Source organism: Nocardia niigatensis NBRC 100131 (assembly GCF_000308655.1).
Lineage (GTDB): Bacteria > Actinomycetota > Actinomycetes > Mycobacteriales > Mycobacteriaceae > Nocardia > Nocardia niigatensis.
Genome location: NZ_BAGC01000026.1, coordinates 201,784 through 219,495, shown reverse-complemented (window position 1 = coordinate 219,495; position 17,712 = coordinate 201,784). Strand labels below are relative to the sequence as shown.

Below are 17,712 nucleotides of genomic sequence, written 5' to 3'. Positions count from 1 at the left end.
GCATTCGATCCAAAGTTGATTGGATTCCCTGCGAGGCAACTTTTCCAGCCTAGCCGCAGGACTCCGCAGAGTCAAGGGCCAATCTTCTGACTGGTTGTGTTCGTGTCCGGCGCTCCTCGTCCAACCTCGTATCCGGTTCCGATTTCCAGCCTCTGAGCTGGGCTTTTCGGTCCCGGTTGGTGTCCGTGTCGCTCTGACCTGGACTAAGTTACGCGGCGGATAACGCAAGGTCAAATCCGCTGGTCGCGGATGCGTTTACGCAGGTAAACAGGGCGCTGACCGGGCCGATCGGCGACCTGAGCCACTGGTTTGTGACCCAGGTCATTTCGATCTTGTTTCCGTATCGATGGACCGGCTCGATGAACCGGTCAGTCGCTTGCAGCGGAGATATCAGTTGGCCGCGCGGCGGACGCCGGCGAAGTTCTTCTTGCCGCGGCGCAGCACGAGCCAGCGTCCGTGCAGGTAGTCGGCGTCCGAGGGAGTCCACTCGGGGTCGGACACCTTCTCGTTGTTCACCGAGGCGCCGCCCTCGTTGACCGCGCGCCGGGCCGCGCTGCGGCCCTCGCACAGACCCGAGTCGACCAGCAGATCCACGATGGTCGAGGCGCCGGTCGCCTCGGCGACCTTGCCGTCGACCGCGGACTCGGCCAGGGCCGCCGACAGCGTGGACTCGTCGAGCTCGCGCAGGTCGCCGCGGCCGAACAAGGCCTGGCTGGCCAGCTGCACCGCATGGGTGTTGGCCTCGCCGTGCACGAGCGTGGTCATCTCCGCGGCCAGGCGCTTCTGGGCCTCCCGGGCGAAGGGCCGCTCGGCGGTGGCCTTCTCGAGTTCGTCGAGTTCCTCACGGGAGAGGAAGGTGAACCAGCGCAGGTAGCGGACCACGTCGGCGTCGGCGGTGTTCACGAAGTACTGGTACCAGGCGTAGGGGCTGGTCATCTCCGGGTCCAGCCAGAGGCTGCCGCCACCGGTGGACTTGCCGAACTTCTTGCCGTCGGCCGAGGTCACCAGCGGGACGGTGAGAGCGTGCACGTGCTCGCCGTCGACGCGGCGGTTGAGCTCGACGCCCGCGATGATGTTGCCCCACTGGTCGGAGCCGCCGACCTGCAGCGTGCAGCCGTATTCGCGGCGCAGCTGCAGGAAGTCGTTGGCCTGCAGCAGCATGTAGCTGAACTCGGTGTAGGACATGCCGTCCGACTCCAGCCGGCGCTTGACGGTGTCGCGGGCCAGCATGACGTTCACCGAGAAGTGTTTGCCGATGTCGCGCAGGAACGAGACCGTGCTCAGCGGTCCGGTCCAGTCCATGTTGTTGGCGATGATCGCCGAGTTCGGGCCGTCCAGATCCACGAAGCGCTCGAGCTGGGAGCGGATGCGGCCGGCCCACTCGGCGACGGTGTCGGTGGAGTTCATGGTGCGTTCGCCGACATCGCGGGGATCGCCGATGAGCCCGGTCGCGCCACCGGCCAGCACGATCGGGCGGTGGCCGGCGCGCTGGAAGCGCTTGAGCGCCAGCAGGGGAACCAGGTGTCCGGCGTGCAGGCTGGCCGCGGTCGGGTCGAACCCGGCATAGAGGGTGATCGGGCCCTTCGCCGCGGACGCGCGCAGGGCGTCCAGGTCGGTGGACTGCGCGATCAGTCCGCGCCAGGTCAGTTCATCGATGATGTCGCCGCTCACGCGTCTCATCTTTCCATTCCGCCTCCCCGCGACTTTTTCGCCCGGCCGTGGTGCCGTAGCCGGCACTGCATGCGGCCTGTGGTCAGAAGCCGAGACAATTTCGGACGTACCCGGCGAGTTGCCCCTGTAGCAACGAAATCAGGCGTCGCGTGACATACGAAGAAACCCGTCGCCGATGGTGATCAGCGACGGGTCTCGGAGGCGACTGATTGTTCGGGGTCACTTCACCGGGCCGATGAAGGTGGCGAAGGAGGCGCGGCGCTCGTAGGCGATCCAGGCGAAGACGCCGACCAGGACCAGCGGGAAGATCGCCAGGCCGGGGGCATCGAGAACGAAGGCCTGGGTAGCGGCGGCGCACACCATGGTGATGGACAGGCCCGCGGCGGCGGGGCCGTTCAGGCGGGGCACCAGCAGGCCGATGCCGCCGGAGACCTCGACCAGGCCGGTGAAGTAGCGGAACCATTCACCCCAGCCGATCTGGTGGAAGACGCGGACGGCGTCGGCCTGGCCGACGAACTTCGGCAGGCCGGAGGCGACGATGAAGAAGAGGCCGAGCACGATCTGCAGGGTCCACAGCACGCGGTTGCGCAGCTTGCTCGGGGTGGCGACGGAGACGGTCGGGGTGGCGGCGATGGCGGTCATGTCGAATGTCCTTCCGGGGCTTGTCGGTTCGGTGTCGAACTCGCTTGCTCCATAGGACGGGGGCCGTCGCCGAAACTCATCGCAGCCGCGGAAGAATTTTCGGCTAGCTGTCGAAGGCCGCTTTGAGGCTGGTCAGGTGGACGCGACTGGCGGTGGCGGCGGCCTCGGGGTCGCGACCGCGGATAGCGTCGTAGAGCTGTTCGTGCGCACCGTGATCGACGGACGGGTCGCGCATGGGGCGGATGCGGAGCATGTCGATCATGGCGTGGCGCGAGCGCGGGACGAAGGCGTTGAACAGCTCGAGCAGGATGTCGTTGTGAGCGGCGGCCACGACCGTGCGATGGAAGGCGGTATCGGCGTCGACCAGTCCTTCGACGGAGTCTCCGCTTTCGGCGCGGGCGGCCAGGGCGCGGAGCATGGCGCGCAGGTCGGCGGGGGTGCGGCGGCGGGCGGCCAGAGCGGCGCCCTCGGCCTCGATGGCGATGCGGGCCTCGATGACGGTGACGATGTCGGAGCGGCGCAGCACCGTGTCCCAGTCCTCGGCGGCATCCAGGGCGGTGACGAAAACGCCCGCGCCCTGGCGGCTTTCGAGGACGCCGCGGCCCGCGAGTTCACGGATCGCCTCGCGCAGGGTGGAGCGGCCGACGCCGAGCTGGGCGGCGAGGGTGGTCTCGCCGGGGAGGCGATGACCCAGCTGCCACTCCCCCGCGCGAATTCGGGTGAGCAGGACCTCGGCGGCCTGGGCGGCGAGCGGATGCCTGTGTACCTGCGCCACTATTGCTCGGCCTCTCTACTTGTCTGAGGAGTCGTTCCCCTCTAGTCTAGCCACATGCTTCTGGGTGCCCTGCTTCTCCTTCGCCGCCGCGGCGGGGTCTGACCGACCGGCACCCCGCTAGCGGGCTCGCTGTGCTGCGCCGGTCACCTCCCGCGACGCGAAAGCGAGCTCACCGTGAGCACTTCCCCCGTTTGGAATCGTCAGCAGCCGTCCGTCATGCCCTCGCATCGGTATCGCGATGTGTACCAGCGGGTTTCGGTGCCGTTGACCGAACGTTCCTGGCCCGCCCACCGGATCACGACCGCACCGCTGTGGGTGCCGGTGGATCTGCGTGACGGCAACCAGGCCCTGGCCGAGCCGATGGATCCCGACCGCAAGCGACGGTTCTTCGAACTGCTGGTGGCCATGGGTTACAAGGAGATCGAGGTCGGCTATCCGAGCGCCTCGCAGACCGACTTCGATTTCGTGCGGTTGATCGGGGCCGAGCGGCTGGCCCCCGAGGATGTCACCATCGTCGTCTTCACCCCCGCCCGCCGGGATCTGATCGAGCGGACCGTGGACTCGGTGCGCGGCATTCCCAACGACGTGGTGATCCACATGTACACGGCGACCGCGCCGGCCTGGCGGAATGTGGTGCTGGGCAAGACCCGTGACGAGCTGGCCGAGCTGATCGCCGCCGGCGGGCGGGATGTGCTGGAACTGGCCGGGGACATGCCGAATGTGCGGTTCCAGTTCTCCCCCGAGGTCTTCATGCTGACCGAGCCGGACTTCGTGCTGGATGTCTGCGACCGCATGACGACACTGTGGGACGCCTCCCCCGAGCGTCCGGTGACCCTGAACCTGCCCGCGACCGTCGAGGTGGCGACGCCGAACGTGTACGCCGATCAGATCGAGTACATGCACCGGAATCTGGCGCGCCGCGAGAGCGTGATCCTGTCGGTGCACCCGCACAATGACCGTGGGACCGGAATCGCGTGCGCGGAGTTGGCGGTGCTGGCCGGGGCCCAGCGGGTCGAGGGATGCGTGTTCGGCAATGGCGAGCGCACCGGCAATGTGGACCTGGCGACGCTGGCCTTGAATCTGCATGCGCAGGGCGTGGATCCGATGGTCGACTTCTCCGATATCGACCAGGTGCGGCGGACCGTGGAGTACTGCACGCGGCTGCCGGTGCACGAACGCCACCCCTACGCCGGTGATCTGGTGTACACGGCGTATTCGGGGACGCATCAGGACGCGATCAAGAAGGGGTTCGCCGCGCATCGGGAGCGGGCGGCGCGGCTGGGCCGGCCGGAGCGTGAAATCACTTGGGAGGTACCGTATCTGCCGATCGATCCCGCCGATGTCGGCCGCTCCTATGATGCCGTGATCCGGGTCAATTCACAGTCCGGCAAAGGTGGGATCGCGTATCTGCTGGAAACCGAGTACGGCCTGGAGTTGCCGCGCCGGCTGCAGATCGACTTCGCCCGCCACGTCCAGCACCACACCGATCGGACCGGGACCGAGGTGTCGGCGCGGACGCTGTGGAAGCTGTTCACCGCCACCTACGCGGGGAACTCGGCCGATGCGGGCATTCCCGCCGACGCGACGGTCGAGGAGGCGATCGACCTGCTGGGACGGCAAGGGTTCTCGGTCGAGGTGTTGTCGGTGACGCACCAGAGTGTCGACCACGCCGGAGCCGATCCGGCCGTCGCCTATCTGGAATACCGTGCGGACGACGGTGCGACATGGGCCTTCGGAACGGGTGAAAACCCCACCCGGGCAATGGTTTCCGCCCTGCTGACGGCACAGGGTCGAGCGGCCCGGGTCGTACCGGCGAGCTTGTGACGCGCCGCTGCTACCCGATGACGTCGCCGTGGGCGGGCCCGGTGCCGGGCCCGTCCAGGCGGCGTTCGAGTTCGGCCACCCGGTGTTCGAGTTCGACGATGCGCCGGCGGAGTTCGGCTTCCACGGACGGCGCGGCGGACGGGCCGGAGCTCGCGGCCAGGCGGGCCTCGATGCGGCCACGGAGGTCGTCGGGGTCGGCGCCTTCGCTGATGAGGACCTGGGAGGCCACACCGGAGCCTTCGGCGGCCAACGCGAGCAGCAGGTGTTCGGGACCGATGTAGTTGTGCTGCAGGCGCATTGCCTCGCGCAGCGACATCTCCAGGACCTTCTTGGAGCGGGGCGTGAACGGAATGTGCCCGGCGGGGGCGTGGTTCTCCTGGACCCCGACCGCCTGATCGACCCGCTCGCGGAGGCCGGAGAGGTCCAGGCCCACATCCCCCAGGGTTCGCCCGGCGATCGGGTCGCCGCCGCTCATGATGCCGAGCAGCAGGTGTTCGGTCCCTATCCAGTCGTGCCCGAGCAGCCGGGCTTCCTCCTGGGCGAGCACGATGGCGCGGCGGGCAGTGTCGGTGAACCGTTCGAACATGGGCTATTCCACCTAGGGTGAGCTGTCGATCCGTCCACCGTAGTCCTCCGGTCCGCCCGCCGATACGGACTCCGGCGGACCGGCCTCGCCCGGTGCACGGGCACAGTCCGGTCTAGGCGGAACGATCCAATTTGGGCGCGCGCGGGCTGCGGCGGTAGGCCGATACCGCCGCAGAATCCGGCAGCCACAATCGCCATGGCCGGTCGGCGGCGAGGCTGACCCCGACCCTGGGACCGACGGAAACCGCGGCGATGTCGGTAATCTCGGGGCCGAGTTCCAGGCGGATCGGCGCGTCCGGGTCGAAGAGGCGAGTTCCGTAGTCGTCCAGGTGAATTCCGAGGGCGCTGCCGACATTGCCCGGGCCGCGGGCCAGGTCGGCGTCGTACTTGGCGGACGGGCGGCGCGAGCGAGCGAGCTCGTGGCCCGCGATGATCTCCCCCGCCCGGATCAGGACCGCGCTCGCGACGCCGTCCGGTCCGCTGGTGACGTTCACGCAGGTGTGCATGCCGTAGCTGAAGTAGACGTACAGCACGCCGGGCGGGCCGAACATGATCGCGTTGCGCGGAGTGCGGCCGCGGCCGGAGTGGGCGGCCGGGTCGGGCCACGGTCCGGCGGGGTCGCCGCCGTACGCCTCGACCTCGACGATGCGCAGGCCGACCTCCCCTGACCGGAGTGTGCCGCCGAGCAGTCGCCGCGCGGCGCGCAGGGGTTCGACGGCTAGCTCTTCGGCACTCACGCCGACCCATTGTTCCGCACGGCCGTCCCGCCCGGAGTGCCGGGACGGCCGTGCGAAGTCAGGACGGCCCAGCACCCAGCCGGGCGGTCTCGTACCCGCGACCGGTGATCGAGCAGCCGTGGCGGGCGATCGAGGGCTAGAGCCACTCGGAGACGCCGCCGTGGCCCGAGCAGGTGCCGCTGCGGTGCCGGCTGAAGCTGTAGGCGCCGTCCCGGCAACGGGCGGTGGCACCGTCGGGAACGGTGGGAGACTGCTCCGGACGCGGCACGCACGCGCCGTCCACGTTCTCGTACTCGCTTGCCGCGCAGGCGGTGTGGAGTACCGGTGCGGCTACCGCCGGACCGGCGAGCACACTGCTCGCACCGATGAAGGCCGCCGCGGCCCAGGGCAGGATATGGCGCGCGAGGTTGCGCGTTGTCTGGCGGATCACTACGAAATCCCTTGCAGAAATACGGTATCGAGGCGGGAGCGGATGCTCCCGACGAGCGCCGAATACTACTGGGCGGCTACCGGCGAGACACCTGGTTCTCGGTCTATCGACCGATTCAGCGGCCTATTCGCTACCACCCTGCTTCTGAATACCGGCCAGTTTGTCTGGATTCACCTGGAAGCGAATGTTTTCGATTCGACCATCGCGAATGTCGTAGGTCAGGGCGCCGACACTGTAGTCGCCGATCATCGCCAGCAGACCGAGTTCGCCGTTGATGTAGGCGGATTCGAGGCGGATGCCCGCGCTGATCGGCTTGGCCATGGCGCCGAGCATCCAGCGGGCCACATGATCCGGGCCGTACAGCGGGCGGCGGGCCGCGGTGACCTTGCCGCCGCCGTCGTTCCACAGCGTCACGTCGGGCGCGAGAAGTTCCATGAGCGCGTTGACATCTCCCCCCTGGGCCGCGGCCAGGAACTTCTCGGTGACCTCCGAGCGGATGGCGACGTCGGTGTCGAAGCGCGGGCGGCGCGAGTGCACGTGCGAGCGGGCACGGTGGGAGATCTGACGGACGGTGGCCTCGGGGCGATCCAGGAATCCGGCGATCTCGGCGTGCGAGTAACCGAAAACCTCGCGCAGCACGAAGACCGCGCGCTCGACCGGGCTCAGGGTTTCGAGGACGACCAGCATGGCGGTCGACACCGTGTCGGCCATCTCGGTCTCCTCTGCGGCGTCGGCGCTGGTGGTGAGCAGGGGTTCGGGCAGCCATGGCCCGACATAGGTCTCGCGGGTGGCGCGCGCCGAGGTGAGGCGGTTGAGCGCCAGATTGGTGACGGTGCGGACCAGATACGACTTGGGGTGGGTAACCGTGTCCCGGTCCACCTCGTGCCATTTGATCCAGGCGTCCTGCAGGACGTCCTCGGCATCGGTGACCGTGCCGAGCATCTGATACGCGGTGCCGAACAGCAGTCGGCGGTGGGCGACGAAGGGATCGATCGAATCGTCCTGCCGGGCAGCGGGTGTGGGCTGGTCGGGCGTGTGGTCCTGCATGGGACTCATACCTACCGGGTCTTGCGAAACGAATCCATCAGAGAGCCGGGATATCCCGAAGATATCCCGGCTACCTGGGCGGACGCGAACCGGACGGCGATTCGGGTCGTTCGGATGAGCTCAGCATGCGATCGCGCGGGTGGCGCGGCCGCCGTTGGTGAACTGCACCTGCATGGTCATGTGCTTGCTCATCTTGTACGTCGGCACCGGGCTGCTGCTGACGGTCTCCTTGTAGGCGACGGCGGCGCGGCCCTTCAGGTACCAGCGACGCGGGGTGTCGTCGGCCTTGGTGAACTGGATGACCGCGTCCTTGCGGCCCAGGCTGACCGGCTGGTGGAGGTAGCCGAAGCGGAAGGGCTTCACGGTCTTTCCGCGCAGCCGCCGGGCCAGGCTGTCGGCGGCGTAGGCGGCGGTGGGCATGCCGCTCTGGCAGGTGCCGTGCAGGACGCCGAAGGGCATGCGGACCGCGGCCGCGTCGCCGATGGGCAGGATCTCCGGGTGCGAGACCGAGCGCAGGGTGGTGTCGGTGACGATCAGGCCGCGCTCGTCGACGGCGATGCCGGCCCGGGCGGCCAGCGGCGACACCTTGACGCCCGCGGTCCACAGGGTCAGGTCCGAGGCGATCAGCTCGCCGGTGGTCAGGCGCACGGCGTCGGGCAGCACCTTGGCGACCTGCACACCGATCTCGCGGACGATGCCGAGCCGGTCGAGGGCGCGGTTCAGGTGGGCGCGGGCCTTGTCGCCCATCATGTGGCCCGGCTCCCGGTCGCAGACCAGGGTGACGCTCAGTCCCGGGTGGGCCTCGGCGATCTCGGTGGCGGCCTCGATGCCGGTCAGACCGCCGCCGACCACCGTGACAGTGCCTGCGGCAGCGGCGATCTCGGTGAGCCGGTGCGAAAAGCGGCGGGCCTGGCGCGGGTCGTTGAGGGTCCAGGCGTGCAGGTCGGCGCCGGGGACGATCGAGGTGTCGGTGGTGCTGCCGAGGGCGTAGATCAGGGTGTCGTAGCGCAGCTCGGTGGCGTCGTCGAGGGTGACGACGCGGGCCTCGGCGTCGAGGGCGACGGCGGCCGCTCGGTGGAAGTCGACGCCCGATCCGGCCAGCAGCTCTGGGATGCGGTGGTCGGCGAGTTCCTGTCCGGCGGCGATCTGGTGCATGCGCAACCGCTCGGTGAAGCGGTCCGACGGGTTCACCAGCGTGATGTGCGCGTCCAGCCTGCGGGTGCGGCGGGCCAGGCGGATGGCGGCCAGCATGCCGGTGTAGCCGGCGCCGAGGACGACGATCTTGTGAGTGTTGGTGGTGGCGTTCATGGTCGGCTCCGTGGGGCTCGTTCCTGCTGGGTCGGGCATGAGACAGGACAGCCCTCCGGAACGTGACAACCCGCCGTTGTGAACTGGATCACAGTGGAACATTCGGGCCCGGCCGCCGGTTGGCACTGGGTGGCCGGACCTCCGGCCTGCGGAAACAGCGTCGGAGTGTGAGGTGTGATGGCCGTACAGGTCGAGATCTGGACCGATATCAACTGCCCGTTCTGCTATCTGGGCAAGCGTCGATTCGAGGAGGCGCTGGCGGCGTTCCCGCACCGCGATGCCGTCACGGTGGTGCATCGGTCCTTCGAACTGGACCCGACGCTGCCCCGCGAGCACAGCGACGCGGTGGTGCCGCACATCGCGGAGAAGTACGGCATCAGCGAGGCCCAGGCCGCCGCCAACGAGCGCGGGATCGGGGCGCAGGCCGAGGCGATCGGGCTGCCCTATCTGACCTCGGGCCGCGACTTCGGCAACAGCTTCGACATGCACCGGCTGCTGCACTTCGCGCTCGAGCAGGGCAAACAGGAGCGGCTGCTGGATGCCTTGTACGCGGCCAACTTCGCGGAGGACAAGCCGCTGTTCGGCGACGCCGAACGGCTGGTCGAGGTCGCGGTGTCGGCCGGATTCGAGGAGGCGGCCGTGCGCGATGTGCTCACCGATCCCGACGCCTACGCCGACGCGGTGCGCGCCGACGAGGCCGAGGCCGCGCGGCTGGGCGCGCGCGGCGTGCCGTTCTTCGTGCTCGACCGCAAGTACGGGGTGTCGGGCGCGCAGCCGTCGGAGGTGTTCGCGCGGGCGCTGGAACGGGCCTGGAGCGATCACGCGCCGGCGCTCGAGATCGTCGCCGACGGTGACGCCTGCGGACCCGACGGTTGCGAACTGCCGCAACGGGATTGAGCGTCGCTAGCGTTTGCCGTCGCCAATGATCCGGTGCCCGACCGGCGAGACGGTCTGCAGGTAGGCGCTACGCTCGCCGGATCGGAGTCCGAGCAGGTCGTCGGCGATCACGAAGCCGTAGGCGACCAGCGTCAGCAGCACCAGCTGTCCCCAGGCCACCCAGACGATGCCGATCGGGGCAGTGGCAAGGACGGCGACCGCGGCGGCCAGCCGCAGACCCGCGCGCGGGATGCCGAACACCAGCCGGAACAGGCACTGCCCCAGGAAGAACAGGGCCACGCCGCCCGAAAGCGCCAGTGCCGCAGCCACACTCGCTGGTTCGTTGCCGTGCGCGATGGTCATGGAGATGCCGGCCGCGGTCAGGATGATGCCGAGCACCAGCACGAACAGCGAATAGCCGTAGGCGAGGACAGCGGGGCGGATCCGCGCCGGGCCCGGCATGGCCCGCAGCTGATGTTCGCCGCGCTCGTCGTCGAAACCGAAATAGGCCCACCACAGCACATATCCGAGGGTGAGGCCGAGGCCGGCGGTCGCGACCAGGCCGACGGTGAGATCCATCCCGGTCAGGTTGGCGCCGATGGCCACCACGGATTCACCGAGCGCGATGATGACGACCAGGCCGTGGCGTTCACAGAAGTGGCTGGGGCGGATGACGAAACCCTCGGTGCGCGCCAGATACGGCGACACCACCTGCACCGCGACCGCGATCGTCCACAGCGCGGCGCGCATCCAGCCGTCGCCGATGCCGCCCGCCAGCACCAGCACCGCGGAGAGGGCGTTCAGCGGTGCCAGTCGCAGGATCGCGGAGCTCGCCCCTTTGCCGCCCGAGGTCGCGAACATGACGGTGTGCACCGTGTTGATCACGAAGTACCCGATCCCGAAGGCCAACCCGGAGCCCTGGAACGCGCTCGGGATCGCGATGGCGATGACGAAGAAGCCGAACATGCCGATGAGCAGGAACGTGCGTCGCGACGAGCTGTTCGGGGCGACCTCGTTGGTGAGGAAGACGTACCCGCTGTACATCCACCAGATGATGGCGAACATGAGCGCCACGTGCGCCAGCTCGGACCAGCCGGGGTGATGAGTGAAGGCGTGAGTGAGCTGGGTGATGGTGAAGACGAAGACGAGGTCGAAGAACAGTTCCAGGGTAGAGGCCCGGACCTGTCCGCCTTCCGCCTCGACCTCGGCCGCCGAACCGGGAATATCGCTGGTCACGTGCAGAGCCTAGAGCCGCCGCGCCCCGCCCGCCGCACTCGCCGCGCTCGCCGTCGGCGATCCCGTGGCGAACCGCTCCAGCACCGTGCCGGCGGGGTGGGCGGACCGCCGAAACCGTTCCGGCCGGACCGAACTCGACGATGACGACTCCGTCGGGGGCTTCGACGATATGGCCGGGTCGCGTTCCGGAACACGACGGTACGGGTGGCGAAACCATGAATTCGGTTCCGGCAGCGGCCCGGACCAGGCGGTTTGGGGTGTGCCCAGCCTAGGGTGGATCGGGGTGGCCTAGTCGGGAGTGTGAGGGCGATGCGGATTCTGGTGGCGGATGACGATCCCGTGGTGCGTGAGGTGGTGCGGCGCTATCTGGAGCGGGACGGGCTCGAGGTGATCGAGACCGCCGACGGGCCTTCGACGGCGGCCGAACTGGAGCGCAACGAGATCGATCTGGCCGTCCTGGATGTGATGATGCCGCCGCCGGACGGCATCGAGCTGACGCGGGCCGTGCGGGCGGGGGCGCATCCCGAGACGCCGATCATCCTGCTGACCGCGCTCGGCGAGGAGGACGACCGGGTGATCGGGTTGCAGGCGGGCGCCGATGATTACGTCACCAAGCCGTTCAGCCCGCGCGAGCTGGCGCTGCGGGTGGCGTCGGTGCTGCGGCGCACGCATCCGCAGCCGGTGGCCGACGAGGTGCTGCGCGTCGACAGGGTCGAGGTGAACCGGGCGGCTCGGAGCGTGCTGGCGGGCGGGACGCCCGTGGAGCTGACCGCGCGGGAATTCGATCTGCTGGCCTTCCTGCTGACGCATCCGCGCCGGGTGTTCAGCCGACAGGAGTTGCTGGCCGAGGTGTGGGGCTGGAACTTCGGGGACCTGTCCACGGTCACCGTGCACGTGAAGCGGCTGCGCGCCAAACTGGGTGCCGCGCACCGGATCGAGACGGTGTGGGGTCGCGGATATGCCTGGGGCCGTGTCGATCCCGGGACTGAGGAGGGTTCCGGTGCCGACTGACACACCCGGGCTGATCGGGTACGCGCTGGCGGGCACCCTGCCCGTGGTGGTGGTCGGCGCGCTGCTGCTGCGCTACACCCGCAATCGCGCGATCACCACGAGCATGGCTGTGCTGGTGCTGATTCCGACGCTGGCCACGCTGTGCGGGGTAGTGGCGGTGAGCGGGCTCATGTTCGGCGCCGAATTCGAGCGGACGGCCGTGGTGCTGGCCGTCGTCACCGCCGTCACGGTGCCCGCGGCGATCCTGCTCGGCCGCGCGCAGGCCCGCGCCATGGTGTGGGAGCGCGAGATGCTCGAGCAGGAGCGGGCGGCGGAACGGTCACGCCGGGAGCTGGTGGCCTGGGTGAGCCATGATCTGCGCACCCCGCTGGCGGGGATTCGCGCCATGGGCGAGGCGCTGCTCGACGGTGTCGTGTCGGATCCCGGGGACGTGCAGCGGTACGCGGAACAGATTGTGCGCGAGGCGAATCGACTCTCGGCCATGGTGGACGACCTGTTCGAGATGTCGAAGATCAACGCCGGGGCGCTGCGGCTGCACATGGAGCCGGTGGACCTGCGCGAGATCATCGACGAGGTGCTGGCCACCAACCGGCCGACGGCCGAACGCGCCCGGATCACCCTGGCCGCAACGGAACCCGAGGACAAGATCCTGGTGACGGGCAGCGATCGCGCGCTGGGGCGGGTGCTGACCAATCTGGTGGCCAATGCCATCGCGCACACCCCGCCGGGCGGGCGCATCGATATTTCGGCGGGTACAGACGACGGGCAGGCCTGGGCCCGGGTCGATGACACCGGGCCGGGCATCTCCGAGGCCGATCTGCCGCGCATCTTCGAGGTCGCCTACCGCGGCAGCTCCGCCCGCTCCCCCGGCGCCGCCGAACTCGGCAGCAGCAGCGGCATGGGACTGGCCATCGCGGCCGGGCTGGTGGCGGCGCACCACGGGACCATCACCGCGCGGAATCGTGAGGATGGCGCGCGATTCGAGATCCGGCTGCCGCTGCCGACGACCGCCGGCCGATGAGCAGGGCGGCCGCCACCCCGGCCCACACCAGGGCGAGCGCGATCAGCAGGCCCGCGGTGTAGTCGCGGTCGAGGATGGTGTGGTTGCCGGGGACCGCGCCCTCGCGGCCGAGCACCGGGACTGCGATGAGAAGCAGCGTGAGACTGAGGAACGCGCCCACGGCGTAGGCGGGCCACCAGCGGGCGGGGAGCACGAGACGGCCGAGCAGCCCCGCGAGAGCCGCGACCGGGCCGAAGACCAGATTCTCGGCGAGGATGACGCCGACGAACCAGACCGCGACCGAACGCAGGTCGGGGGTGCTCATCTTCAGCAGCAGGTCGAGGCCGTACGCCGCGAGGCCGACGCCCGTCGCGCCCAGCAGGATTCGGGTGATCGTCATGACAGTTCCTCGATCGATGCCAGCCATTTGGTCTGCAGGACGCCCGGGCGATCGGGCGCGATGAGGCGGCAGGGGTAGCCGTGGTCGAGGGCCAGGTCTTCGCCATTGAGCCGCAGGGCGATCAGTGTGGCGTCATCCACCACGTGGGTGCGCGGCAGGACCGACGAGCTGTAGATGCCGGACGTTTCCAGGGACACGAAACGCACGTCGCCGCCGCCGTATTCGCCGACCCGGGCGAGCAGGTCGTGCAGGCGGACGCCGGACCAGTGGCCCTGGGCGCTCCAGCCTTCGACGCAGGCGATGGGCAGCGCGCTGTCGGACTGCGGCAGGGCCTCCAGGTCGGCGCGGGAGAACTTGTGCTCGCGGCCGGCGACTTTCACCGTCAGCGTGTACCGAGGTGAGCGGGCGGAGTCGGTGACCCCGGCGGCGGTGGCGGTCCGATTGATCGGAACACCCTGCGGGCCTTGGCCGCTGCGCGGCGCGAGCAGCGCAGCCCAGCGCAGGAACGGGATCGTCTGGCCCGCCACCGCCAGACCGGCGACCACCGCACCCAGCCCGGCGGCGGTGAGTACCGCCCGCCGCGACACACCCTGCTGCCGGTGTTCCGGTTCTCCGGCCGATGCGACATCCGGGTCATCGATCGACCGCGAAAGCGCGTGCCGGACAGAGGGAAGCTTCACCGCGAGATGCACCACGACCGCGCCGAAGGCCACATACGCCATGGCGTGATGCGTCGTGGTGAAGAAGAACTTCCACGGGTAGAACTGCGCGGTATTGAACAACCCGGTCACGATCTGGAACAGCACCGCGCCGATGAGCACCGCCACCGACAGCCGCTCCAGCGCCTCCGGAAGCGCCCGGCGCAGTGCCGGTTTGCGGAAGAACCGCGGGTACACCGACCAGAACTTCACCAGCAGCACCGGGATCATCATGACCCCGACCGTCACGTGCGTGCCCTGTGTCAGGCGGTACAGCCACACCGGGTGCGCGGGCCACCGGAACCAGTCCGGCGGATGCTGGATCAGATGGCTGATCAGTCCGGTCACGAACAGGATCGTGATGCCGACGCCCAGGGCAATGCCCGTCCGCGCGGCCACGGCGGTCGAGCGGGCAGGACTCAGCCGATCCGACAGCGCGGCCGGCAGCAACAGTGGGAGCGGCCCCCCGGTTGGTGCGGGTCGATCGGGCAGCGCGGGTCGATCGGGCAGTGCGGGTTGATCGGGCAGTGCGGAGTGTTCTGGCATGGCGTCCGCGACCCGGCCGATTCGGCCGACGGCCACGGGCTCCTTTCGAGACTCGAAACTCAGAGTGTGACAGGGGTTTTGGTCGTCACCAGGTCGGTGACGGCGCGCGCGAACCGCCCCCGGGACACCGCCGCCACCGATACGGCGTCGGCGTAGGTGTCCACATCGGTGAGGGTGGGCAGAGAGTGCACCCGGAATCCGCTGTGGCGCAGCGCCGTCGCGGTGAGCTCGCCGGTGCGATCGGTCGACATCGGCACGTCGGTGAGTAGATGCGCCGGCCGCGGTTCGGGGAGGCCGAGCGCCCACCAGCCGCCGTCCGCCGCGGGACCTAGGACGGTGTCGCCGGTGGCCACCAGGCGGGCGGCCGAGCGGTTGAGCAGATCGGCGTCGGCCTGCGGGGTGTCCATGCCGATCTGCAGCACCGGGACACCGAATTCAGCGGCGTCGACGTGGGCATTGGCGAGGCGTTCGCCGAAACTGTCGCCGCGTTGCGGCACCACGGTCACGTCGCGCAGGGCGGCGGCCAGTTCCACCGAGCGCTCGGCGCGGTCGATGTCGCCGGTCCAGGCGACGACGAGATGCCTGATCCCGCTCTCGCGCACCGCGTCCAGGGTGTCGAGCAGGGCGCAGGCCGCCAGGTAGGCGGCGTCCACCGGCGAGAACGGCGGGGTGAGACGGGTTTTGGCGAATCCGGGGATCGGCGATTTGGCGACCACCAGCATGGTGGCGGGGACGTCGGTCGGGTTCATCGCACACTCCAGAAGTCTCGGGCGGCACGCACGGTGCCGAGCCAGGAACCGGAGACCTTGGACTCGCCGTGAGTCCGCGGCCGATAGGTGATGTCGCGTTCGAGCACCAGCCAGCCCGCGCGGGCCGCGCCGGTGAGCAGGGCCAGCGGGTAGCCGGAGCGGGCGTGCAGGTGGCCGAGCGCCTGCAGCCGGTCGCGGCGCGTCACCCGCATGGCGGCGATATCGTGCACCGGCAGGCCGTAGCGGCGGCGCAGCCGGAAGGCGAAGGCCCAGTTGCCGATTCGCGCGTGCAGGGGTAGCGCGCCGGGGACCGCGGCGCGGCGGCGACCGACCACCATGTCGACGCCGGGGACGAATTCGGCCACCAGCCGGGGTAGTTCGCCGGGATCGAGCGAACCGTCGCCGTCGAGCACGGCGACCAGATCGGTGCGGGCGGCGTCGACGCCGGCGTGTACGGCGCTGCCGTAGCCGGGGGTGGATTCGGTCACCACGGTGGCCCCGGCGGCGCGTGCGACTTCGGCGGTGCCGTCGGTGGAGCCGTTGTCGACCACGATCACCCGGTAGCCCACCGGAATTGCTGACAGTACGCCGGGCAGCGCTTCCGCTTCGTCCCGGCACGGGATCACCACCGTGACCCCGGGCACGGAGTCCAACTCGGTCATGGCCTCGACCGTACGGCCAATCGGGGCGTTCCGGCCCCGGGACACGCATGACGAAAGTATGACAAGAGCAGGAGAAACACCGATCCGGACAGTTCCGGCGGGTTTCGGAGCCTAGGGTTTCCGGCATGGCGAACGCTTCGGCGACCCGGGTCGCGCGCTACGTCTCCACCCGCGTCGACGGCTACTGCGCGCTCGCGGCCCTCCTGTTGGTTCTCGCCGCCTTCCTGATTCCGCGAATCGAAGGCAAACCATGGCGGGACCGGTTGTACGCCGGGGCCGCACCGATCTTCGGTGGCTGGCTACCGCATCTGGGGTGGGGCACGGTCCCGGCGATCGCCCTCGCCGCGGCCGTGGTGCGGTACGGGCCGGACCTGGCGCGGCGGCTGTCATGGGGACGCCTGCTGCTGGCGACGTGGGCGACGGCCGCGGCGTGGGCGTTCGCGCTGGCGATGGTGGACGGCTGGCAGCGGGGCTTCGCCGGGCGGCTCACCACCCGCGACGAATACCTGCACGAGGTCGGCGGGGTCCACGACATCGGGGGCATGCTGCGCGGATTCTCCGGGCGCATCCTGGATTTCCAGCCCGACTCGTGGACCACGCACGTGTCCGGGCACCCGCCGGGCGCGCTGCTGGTGTTCGTGCTGCTCGACCGGATCGGGCTGGGCGGCGGCGCGTGGGCGGGACTGCTGTGCCTGCTGGCCGGGACCAGCGCCGCGGCGGCGGTGCCGTTCACCATCCGGGTGCTGGGGTCCGAGCATCGGGCCCGGGCCGCAACGCCTTTCCTGGCGCTCATGCCGGCGGTCATCTGGATCGCCGTCTCCGCCGACGGTCTCTTCGCCGGGGTCGGGGCCTGGGCGGTGGCGCTGCTGGCGGCGGCGACCCGGCTGGAACGGGGCTGGATCCTCGACGCACTGGTGTCCGGGGTGCTGTTCGGGTTCGTCCTCTTCCTGAGTTACGGCCTGGTGCTCCTGGTGATTCCGGCCGCGGCGGTGCTGCTGGCCCGATCGCTGCACCCGGCGATTCCGGCGCTCGCGGGCGCGCTGGCCGTGGTGGCGGTCTTCGCGGCGGCGGGATTCTGGTGGCCCACCGGCTATCACCTCGTGGTGCAGCGCTACTACCAGGGCATTGCCAGTGACCGGCCGTACGCGTACTGGGTCTGGGGCAATATCGCGGCGACGGTGTGCGCGGTGGGACTGGCCACCGCCGCTGCGAGCGCCCGGGTCCTGGCCGAACTGGAACTCCTGCCGATACAGCCGTGGCGGAACTGGCTGTCGCGCTGGCGATCCCGCGTGGATCCGGCGGCGCTGCTGGCCGCCGCCGGAATCGGCGCCATCCTCGTCGCGGACATCAGCGGCCTGAGCAAGGCCGAGACCGAACGCATCTGGCTGCCGTTCGATGTGTGGGCGCTGGCGGCGACCGCCCTGCTCCCCCGTCACAGCACGCGCTTCTGGCTCGTCGCGCAGGCGGCGGGGGCGCTATTGATCAACCATCTGCTCCTCACGAATTGGTAGTCGC

General features: G+C 69.6%; 18 protein-coding genes. 5 read left to right on the top strand and 13 right to left on the bottom strand.

Annotation, left to right across the window (positions count from 1 at the left end):
- Positions 1-390: 390 nt before the first annotated feature.
- The 3 genes from tyrS to ON33_RS08145 form a co-directional block, all read right to left on the bottom strand.
- Positions 391-1,680 (bottom strand): tyrosine--tRNA ligase, encoded by a 1,290-nt coding sequence (tyrS, locus tag ON33_RS08155; protein ID WP_373281021.1) that lies wholly within the window; start codon positions 1,678-1,680, stop codon positions 391-393.
- A 210-nt stretch (positions 1,681-1,890) separates the two neighbouring features.
- Positions 1,891-2,313: a DoxX family protein gene (locus ON33_RS08150; protein ID WP_040856994.1), complete on the bottom strand. Its 423-nt coding sequence runs from the start codon at positions 2,311-2,313 to the stop codon at positions 1,891-1,893.
- 103 nt (positions 2,314-2,416) lie between these two features.
- Positions 2,417-3,091, bottom strand: coding sequence for a FadR/GntR family transcriptional regulator (locus ON33_RS08145; RefSeq protein WP_040856993.1), 675 nt, complete (start codon positions 3,089-3,091; stop codon positions 2,417-2,419).
- A gap of 213 nt (positions 3,092-3,304) precedes the next feature.
- Here ON33_RS08145 and ON33_RS08140 point away from each other — a divergent pair, with 213 nt between their 5' ends.
- Positions 3,305-4,912, top strand: coding sequence for a 2-isopropylmalate synthase (locus ON33_RS08140; protein ID WP_051151776.1), 1,608 nt, complete (start codon positions 3,305-3,307; stop codon positions 4,910-4,912).
- A gap of 10 nt (positions 4,913-4,922) precedes the next feature.
- Here ON33_RS08140 and ON33_RS08135 read toward each other — a convergent pair whose 3' ends face one another.
- The 5 genes from ON33_RS08135 to ON33_RS08115 all read right to left on the bottom strand — a co-directional run bounded on the left by ON33_RS08135 (position 4,923) and on the right by ON33_RS08115 (position 9,019).
- Complete coding sequence (locus ON33_RS08135) at positions 4,923-5,498, bottom strand: Clp protease N-terminal domain-containing protein (RefSeq protein ID WP_051151775.1); 576 nt, start codon at positions 5,496-5,498, stop codon at positions 4,923-4,925.
- Positions 5,499-5,610: 112 nt separating this feature from the next.
- A complete protein-coding gene (locus tag ON33_RS08130; RefSeq protein ID WP_040856992.1) occupies positions 5,611-6,234 on the bottom strand; it encodes a DNA-3-methyladenine glycosylase in 624 nt (207 codons plus the stop codon).
- 136 nt (positions 6,235-6,370) lie between these two features.
- The gene (locus tag ON33_RS08125) at positions 6,371-6,664 is read right to left on the bottom strand and encodes a DUF3761 domain-containing protein (protein ID WP_083868724.1); all 294 of its coding nucleotides are present in this window, start codon (positions 6,662-6,664) and stop codon (positions 6,371-6,373) included.
- A 123-nt stretch (positions 6,665-6,787) separates the two neighbouring features.
- Entirely contained in the window at positions 6,788-7,711 is a 924-nt protein-coding gene (locus ON33_RS08120) for an RNA polymerase sigma-70 factor (protein WP_051151774.1), read from the bottom strand.
- Between the two features lie 120 nt (positions 7,712-7,831).
- The gene (locus ON33_RS08115) at positions 7,832-9,019 is read right to left on the bottom strand and encodes an NAD(P)/FAD-dependent oxidoreductase (RefSeq protein ID WP_040856990.1); all 1,188 of its coding nucleotides are present in this window, start codon (positions 9,017-9,019) and stop codon (positions 7,832-7,834) included.
- Between the two features lie 177 nt (positions 9,020-9,196).
- Here ON33_RS08115 and ON33_RS08110 point away from each other — a divergent pair, with 177 nt between their 5' ends.
- Positions 9,197-9,916, top strand: coding sequence for a DsbA family oxidoreductase (locus ON33_RS08110; protein ID WP_040856988.1), 720 nt, complete (start codon positions 9,197-9,199; stop codon positions 9,914-9,916).
- A gap of 6 nt (positions 9,917-9,922) precedes the next feature.
- Here ON33_RS08110 and ON33_RS08105 read toward each other — a convergent pair whose 3' ends face one another.
- Positions 9,923-11,131, bottom strand: coding sequence for a low temperature requirement protein A (locus tag ON33_RS08105; RefSeq protein ID WP_245550369.1), 1,209 nt, complete (start codon positions 11,129-11,131; stop codon positions 9,923-9,925).
- A gap of 309 nt (positions 11,132-11,440) precedes the next feature.
- Between ON33_RS08105 and ON33_RS08095 the strand changes: the two genes are divergently transcribed.
- Together ON33_RS08095 and ON33_RS08090 are read left to right on the top strand one after the other, a co-directional pair.
- Entirely contained in the window at positions 11,441-12,142 is a 702-nt protein-coding gene (locus ON33_RS08095; RefSeq protein WP_040856984.1) for a response regulator transcription factor, read from the top strand.
- Positions 12,132-13,163 carry a sensor histidine kinase gene (locus ON33_RS08090; protein WP_040856982.1) on the top strand — a complete coding sequence of 344 codons (1,032 nt, stop codon included), beginning with the start codon at positions 12,132-12,134 and terminating at the stop codon, positions 13,161-13,163. Before ON33_RS08095 ends, ON33_RS08090 begins: the two co-directional genes overlap by 11 nt.
- Here ON33_RS08090 and ON33_RS08085 read toward each other — a convergent pair.
- The 4 genes from ON33_RS08085 to ON33_RS08070 are packed head-to-tail and all read right to left on the bottom strand — an operon-like array spanning position 13,090 to position 16,197.
- Complete coding sequence (locus tag ON33_RS08085) at positions 13,090-13,542, bottom strand: hypothetical protein (RefSeq protein ID WP_051151772.1); 453 nt, start codon at positions 13,540-13,542, stop codon at positions 13,090-13,092. The genes ON33_RS08090 and ON33_RS08085 overlap by 74 nt on opposite strands.
- On the bottom strand, positions 13,539-14,822 hold the full coding sequence (locus tag ON33_RS08080; protein WP_245550367.1) for a molybdopterin-dependent oxidoreductase: 1,284 nt from the start codon (positions 14,820-14,822) through the stop codon (positions 13,539-13,541). The genes ON33_RS08085 and ON33_RS08080 overlap by 4 nt, the downstream gene beginning before the upstream one ends.
- Before the next feature lie 23 nt (positions 14,823-14,845).
- Complete coding sequence (locus ON33_RS08075; protein WP_083868722.1) at positions 14,846-15,535, bottom strand: TIGR04282 family arsenosugar biosynthesis glycosyltransferase; 690 nt, start codon at positions 15,533-15,535, stop codon at positions 14,846-14,848.
- A complete protein-coding gene (locus ON33_RS08070) occupies positions 15,532-16,197 on the bottom strand; it encodes a glycosyltransferase family 2 protein (protein ID WP_040856980.1) in 666 nt (221 codons plus the stop codon). Before ON33_RS08070 ends, ON33_RS08075 begins: the two co-directional genes overlap by 4 nt.
- 125 nt (positions 16,198-16,322) lie before the next feature.
- On the opposite strand from ON33_RS08070, the gene ON33_RS08065 reads away from it, so the two are divergent.
- Positions 16,323-17,708, top strand: coding sequence for a hypothetical protein (locus ON33_RS08065; protein WP_245550362.1), 1,386 nt, complete (start codon positions 16,323-16,325; stop codon positions 17,706-17,708).
- Positions 17,709-17,712 lie beyond the last annotated feature (4 nt).

Excerpts from the sequence above, each read along its gene's own strand:
- tyrS (WP_373281021.1), bottom strand. The coding sequence starts at position 1,680 with ATGAGACGCGTGAGCGGCGACATCATCGATGAACTGACCTGGCGCGGA.
- ON33_RS08150 (WP_040856994.1), bottom strand. The coding sequence starts at position 2,313 with ATGACCGCCATCGCCGCCACCCCGACCGTCTCCGTCGCCACCCCGAGC.
- ON33_RS08140 (WP_051151776.1), top strand. The coding sequence starts at position 3,305 with ATGCCCTCGCATCGGTATCGCGATGTGTACCAGCGGGTTTCGGTGCCG.
- ON33_RS08135 (WP_051151775.1), bottom strand. The coding sequence starts at position 5,498 with ATGTTCGAACGGTTCACCGACACTGCCCGCCGCGCCATCGTGCTCGCC.
- ON33_RS08120 (WP_051151774.1), bottom strand. The coding sequence starts at position 7,711 with ATGCAGGACCACACGCCCGACCAGCCCACACCCGCTGCCCGGCAGGAC.
- ON33_RS08115 (WP_040856990.1), bottom strand. The coding sequence starts at position 9,019 with ATGAACGCCACCACCAACACTCACAAGATCGTCGTCCTCGGCGCCGGC.
- ON33_RS08110 (WP_040856988.1), top strand. The coding sequence starts at position 9,197 with ATGGCCGTACAGGTCGAGATCTGGACCGATATCAACTGCCCGTTCTGC.
- ON33_RS08095 (WP_040856984.1), top strand. The coding sequence starts at position 11,441 with ATGCGGATTCTGGTGGCGGATGACGATCCCGTGGTGCGTGAGGTGGTG.
- ON33_RS08085 (WP_051151772.1), bottom strand. The coding sequence starts at position 13,542 with ATGACGATCACCCGAATCCTGCTGGGCGCGACGGGCGTCGGCCTCGCG.
- ON33_RS08075 (WP_083868722.1), bottom strand. The coding sequence starts at position 15,535 with ATGAACCCGACCGACGTCCCCGCCACCATGCTGGTGGTCGCCAAATCG.
- ON33_RS08070 (WP_040856980.1), bottom strand. The coding sequence starts at position 16,197 with ATGACCGAGTTGGACTCCGTGCCCGGGGTCACGGTGGTGATCCCGTGC.
- ON33_RS08065 (WP_245550362.1), top strand. The coding sequence starts at position 16,323 with ATGGCGAACGCTTCGGCGACCCGGGTCGCGCGCTACGTCTCCACCCGC.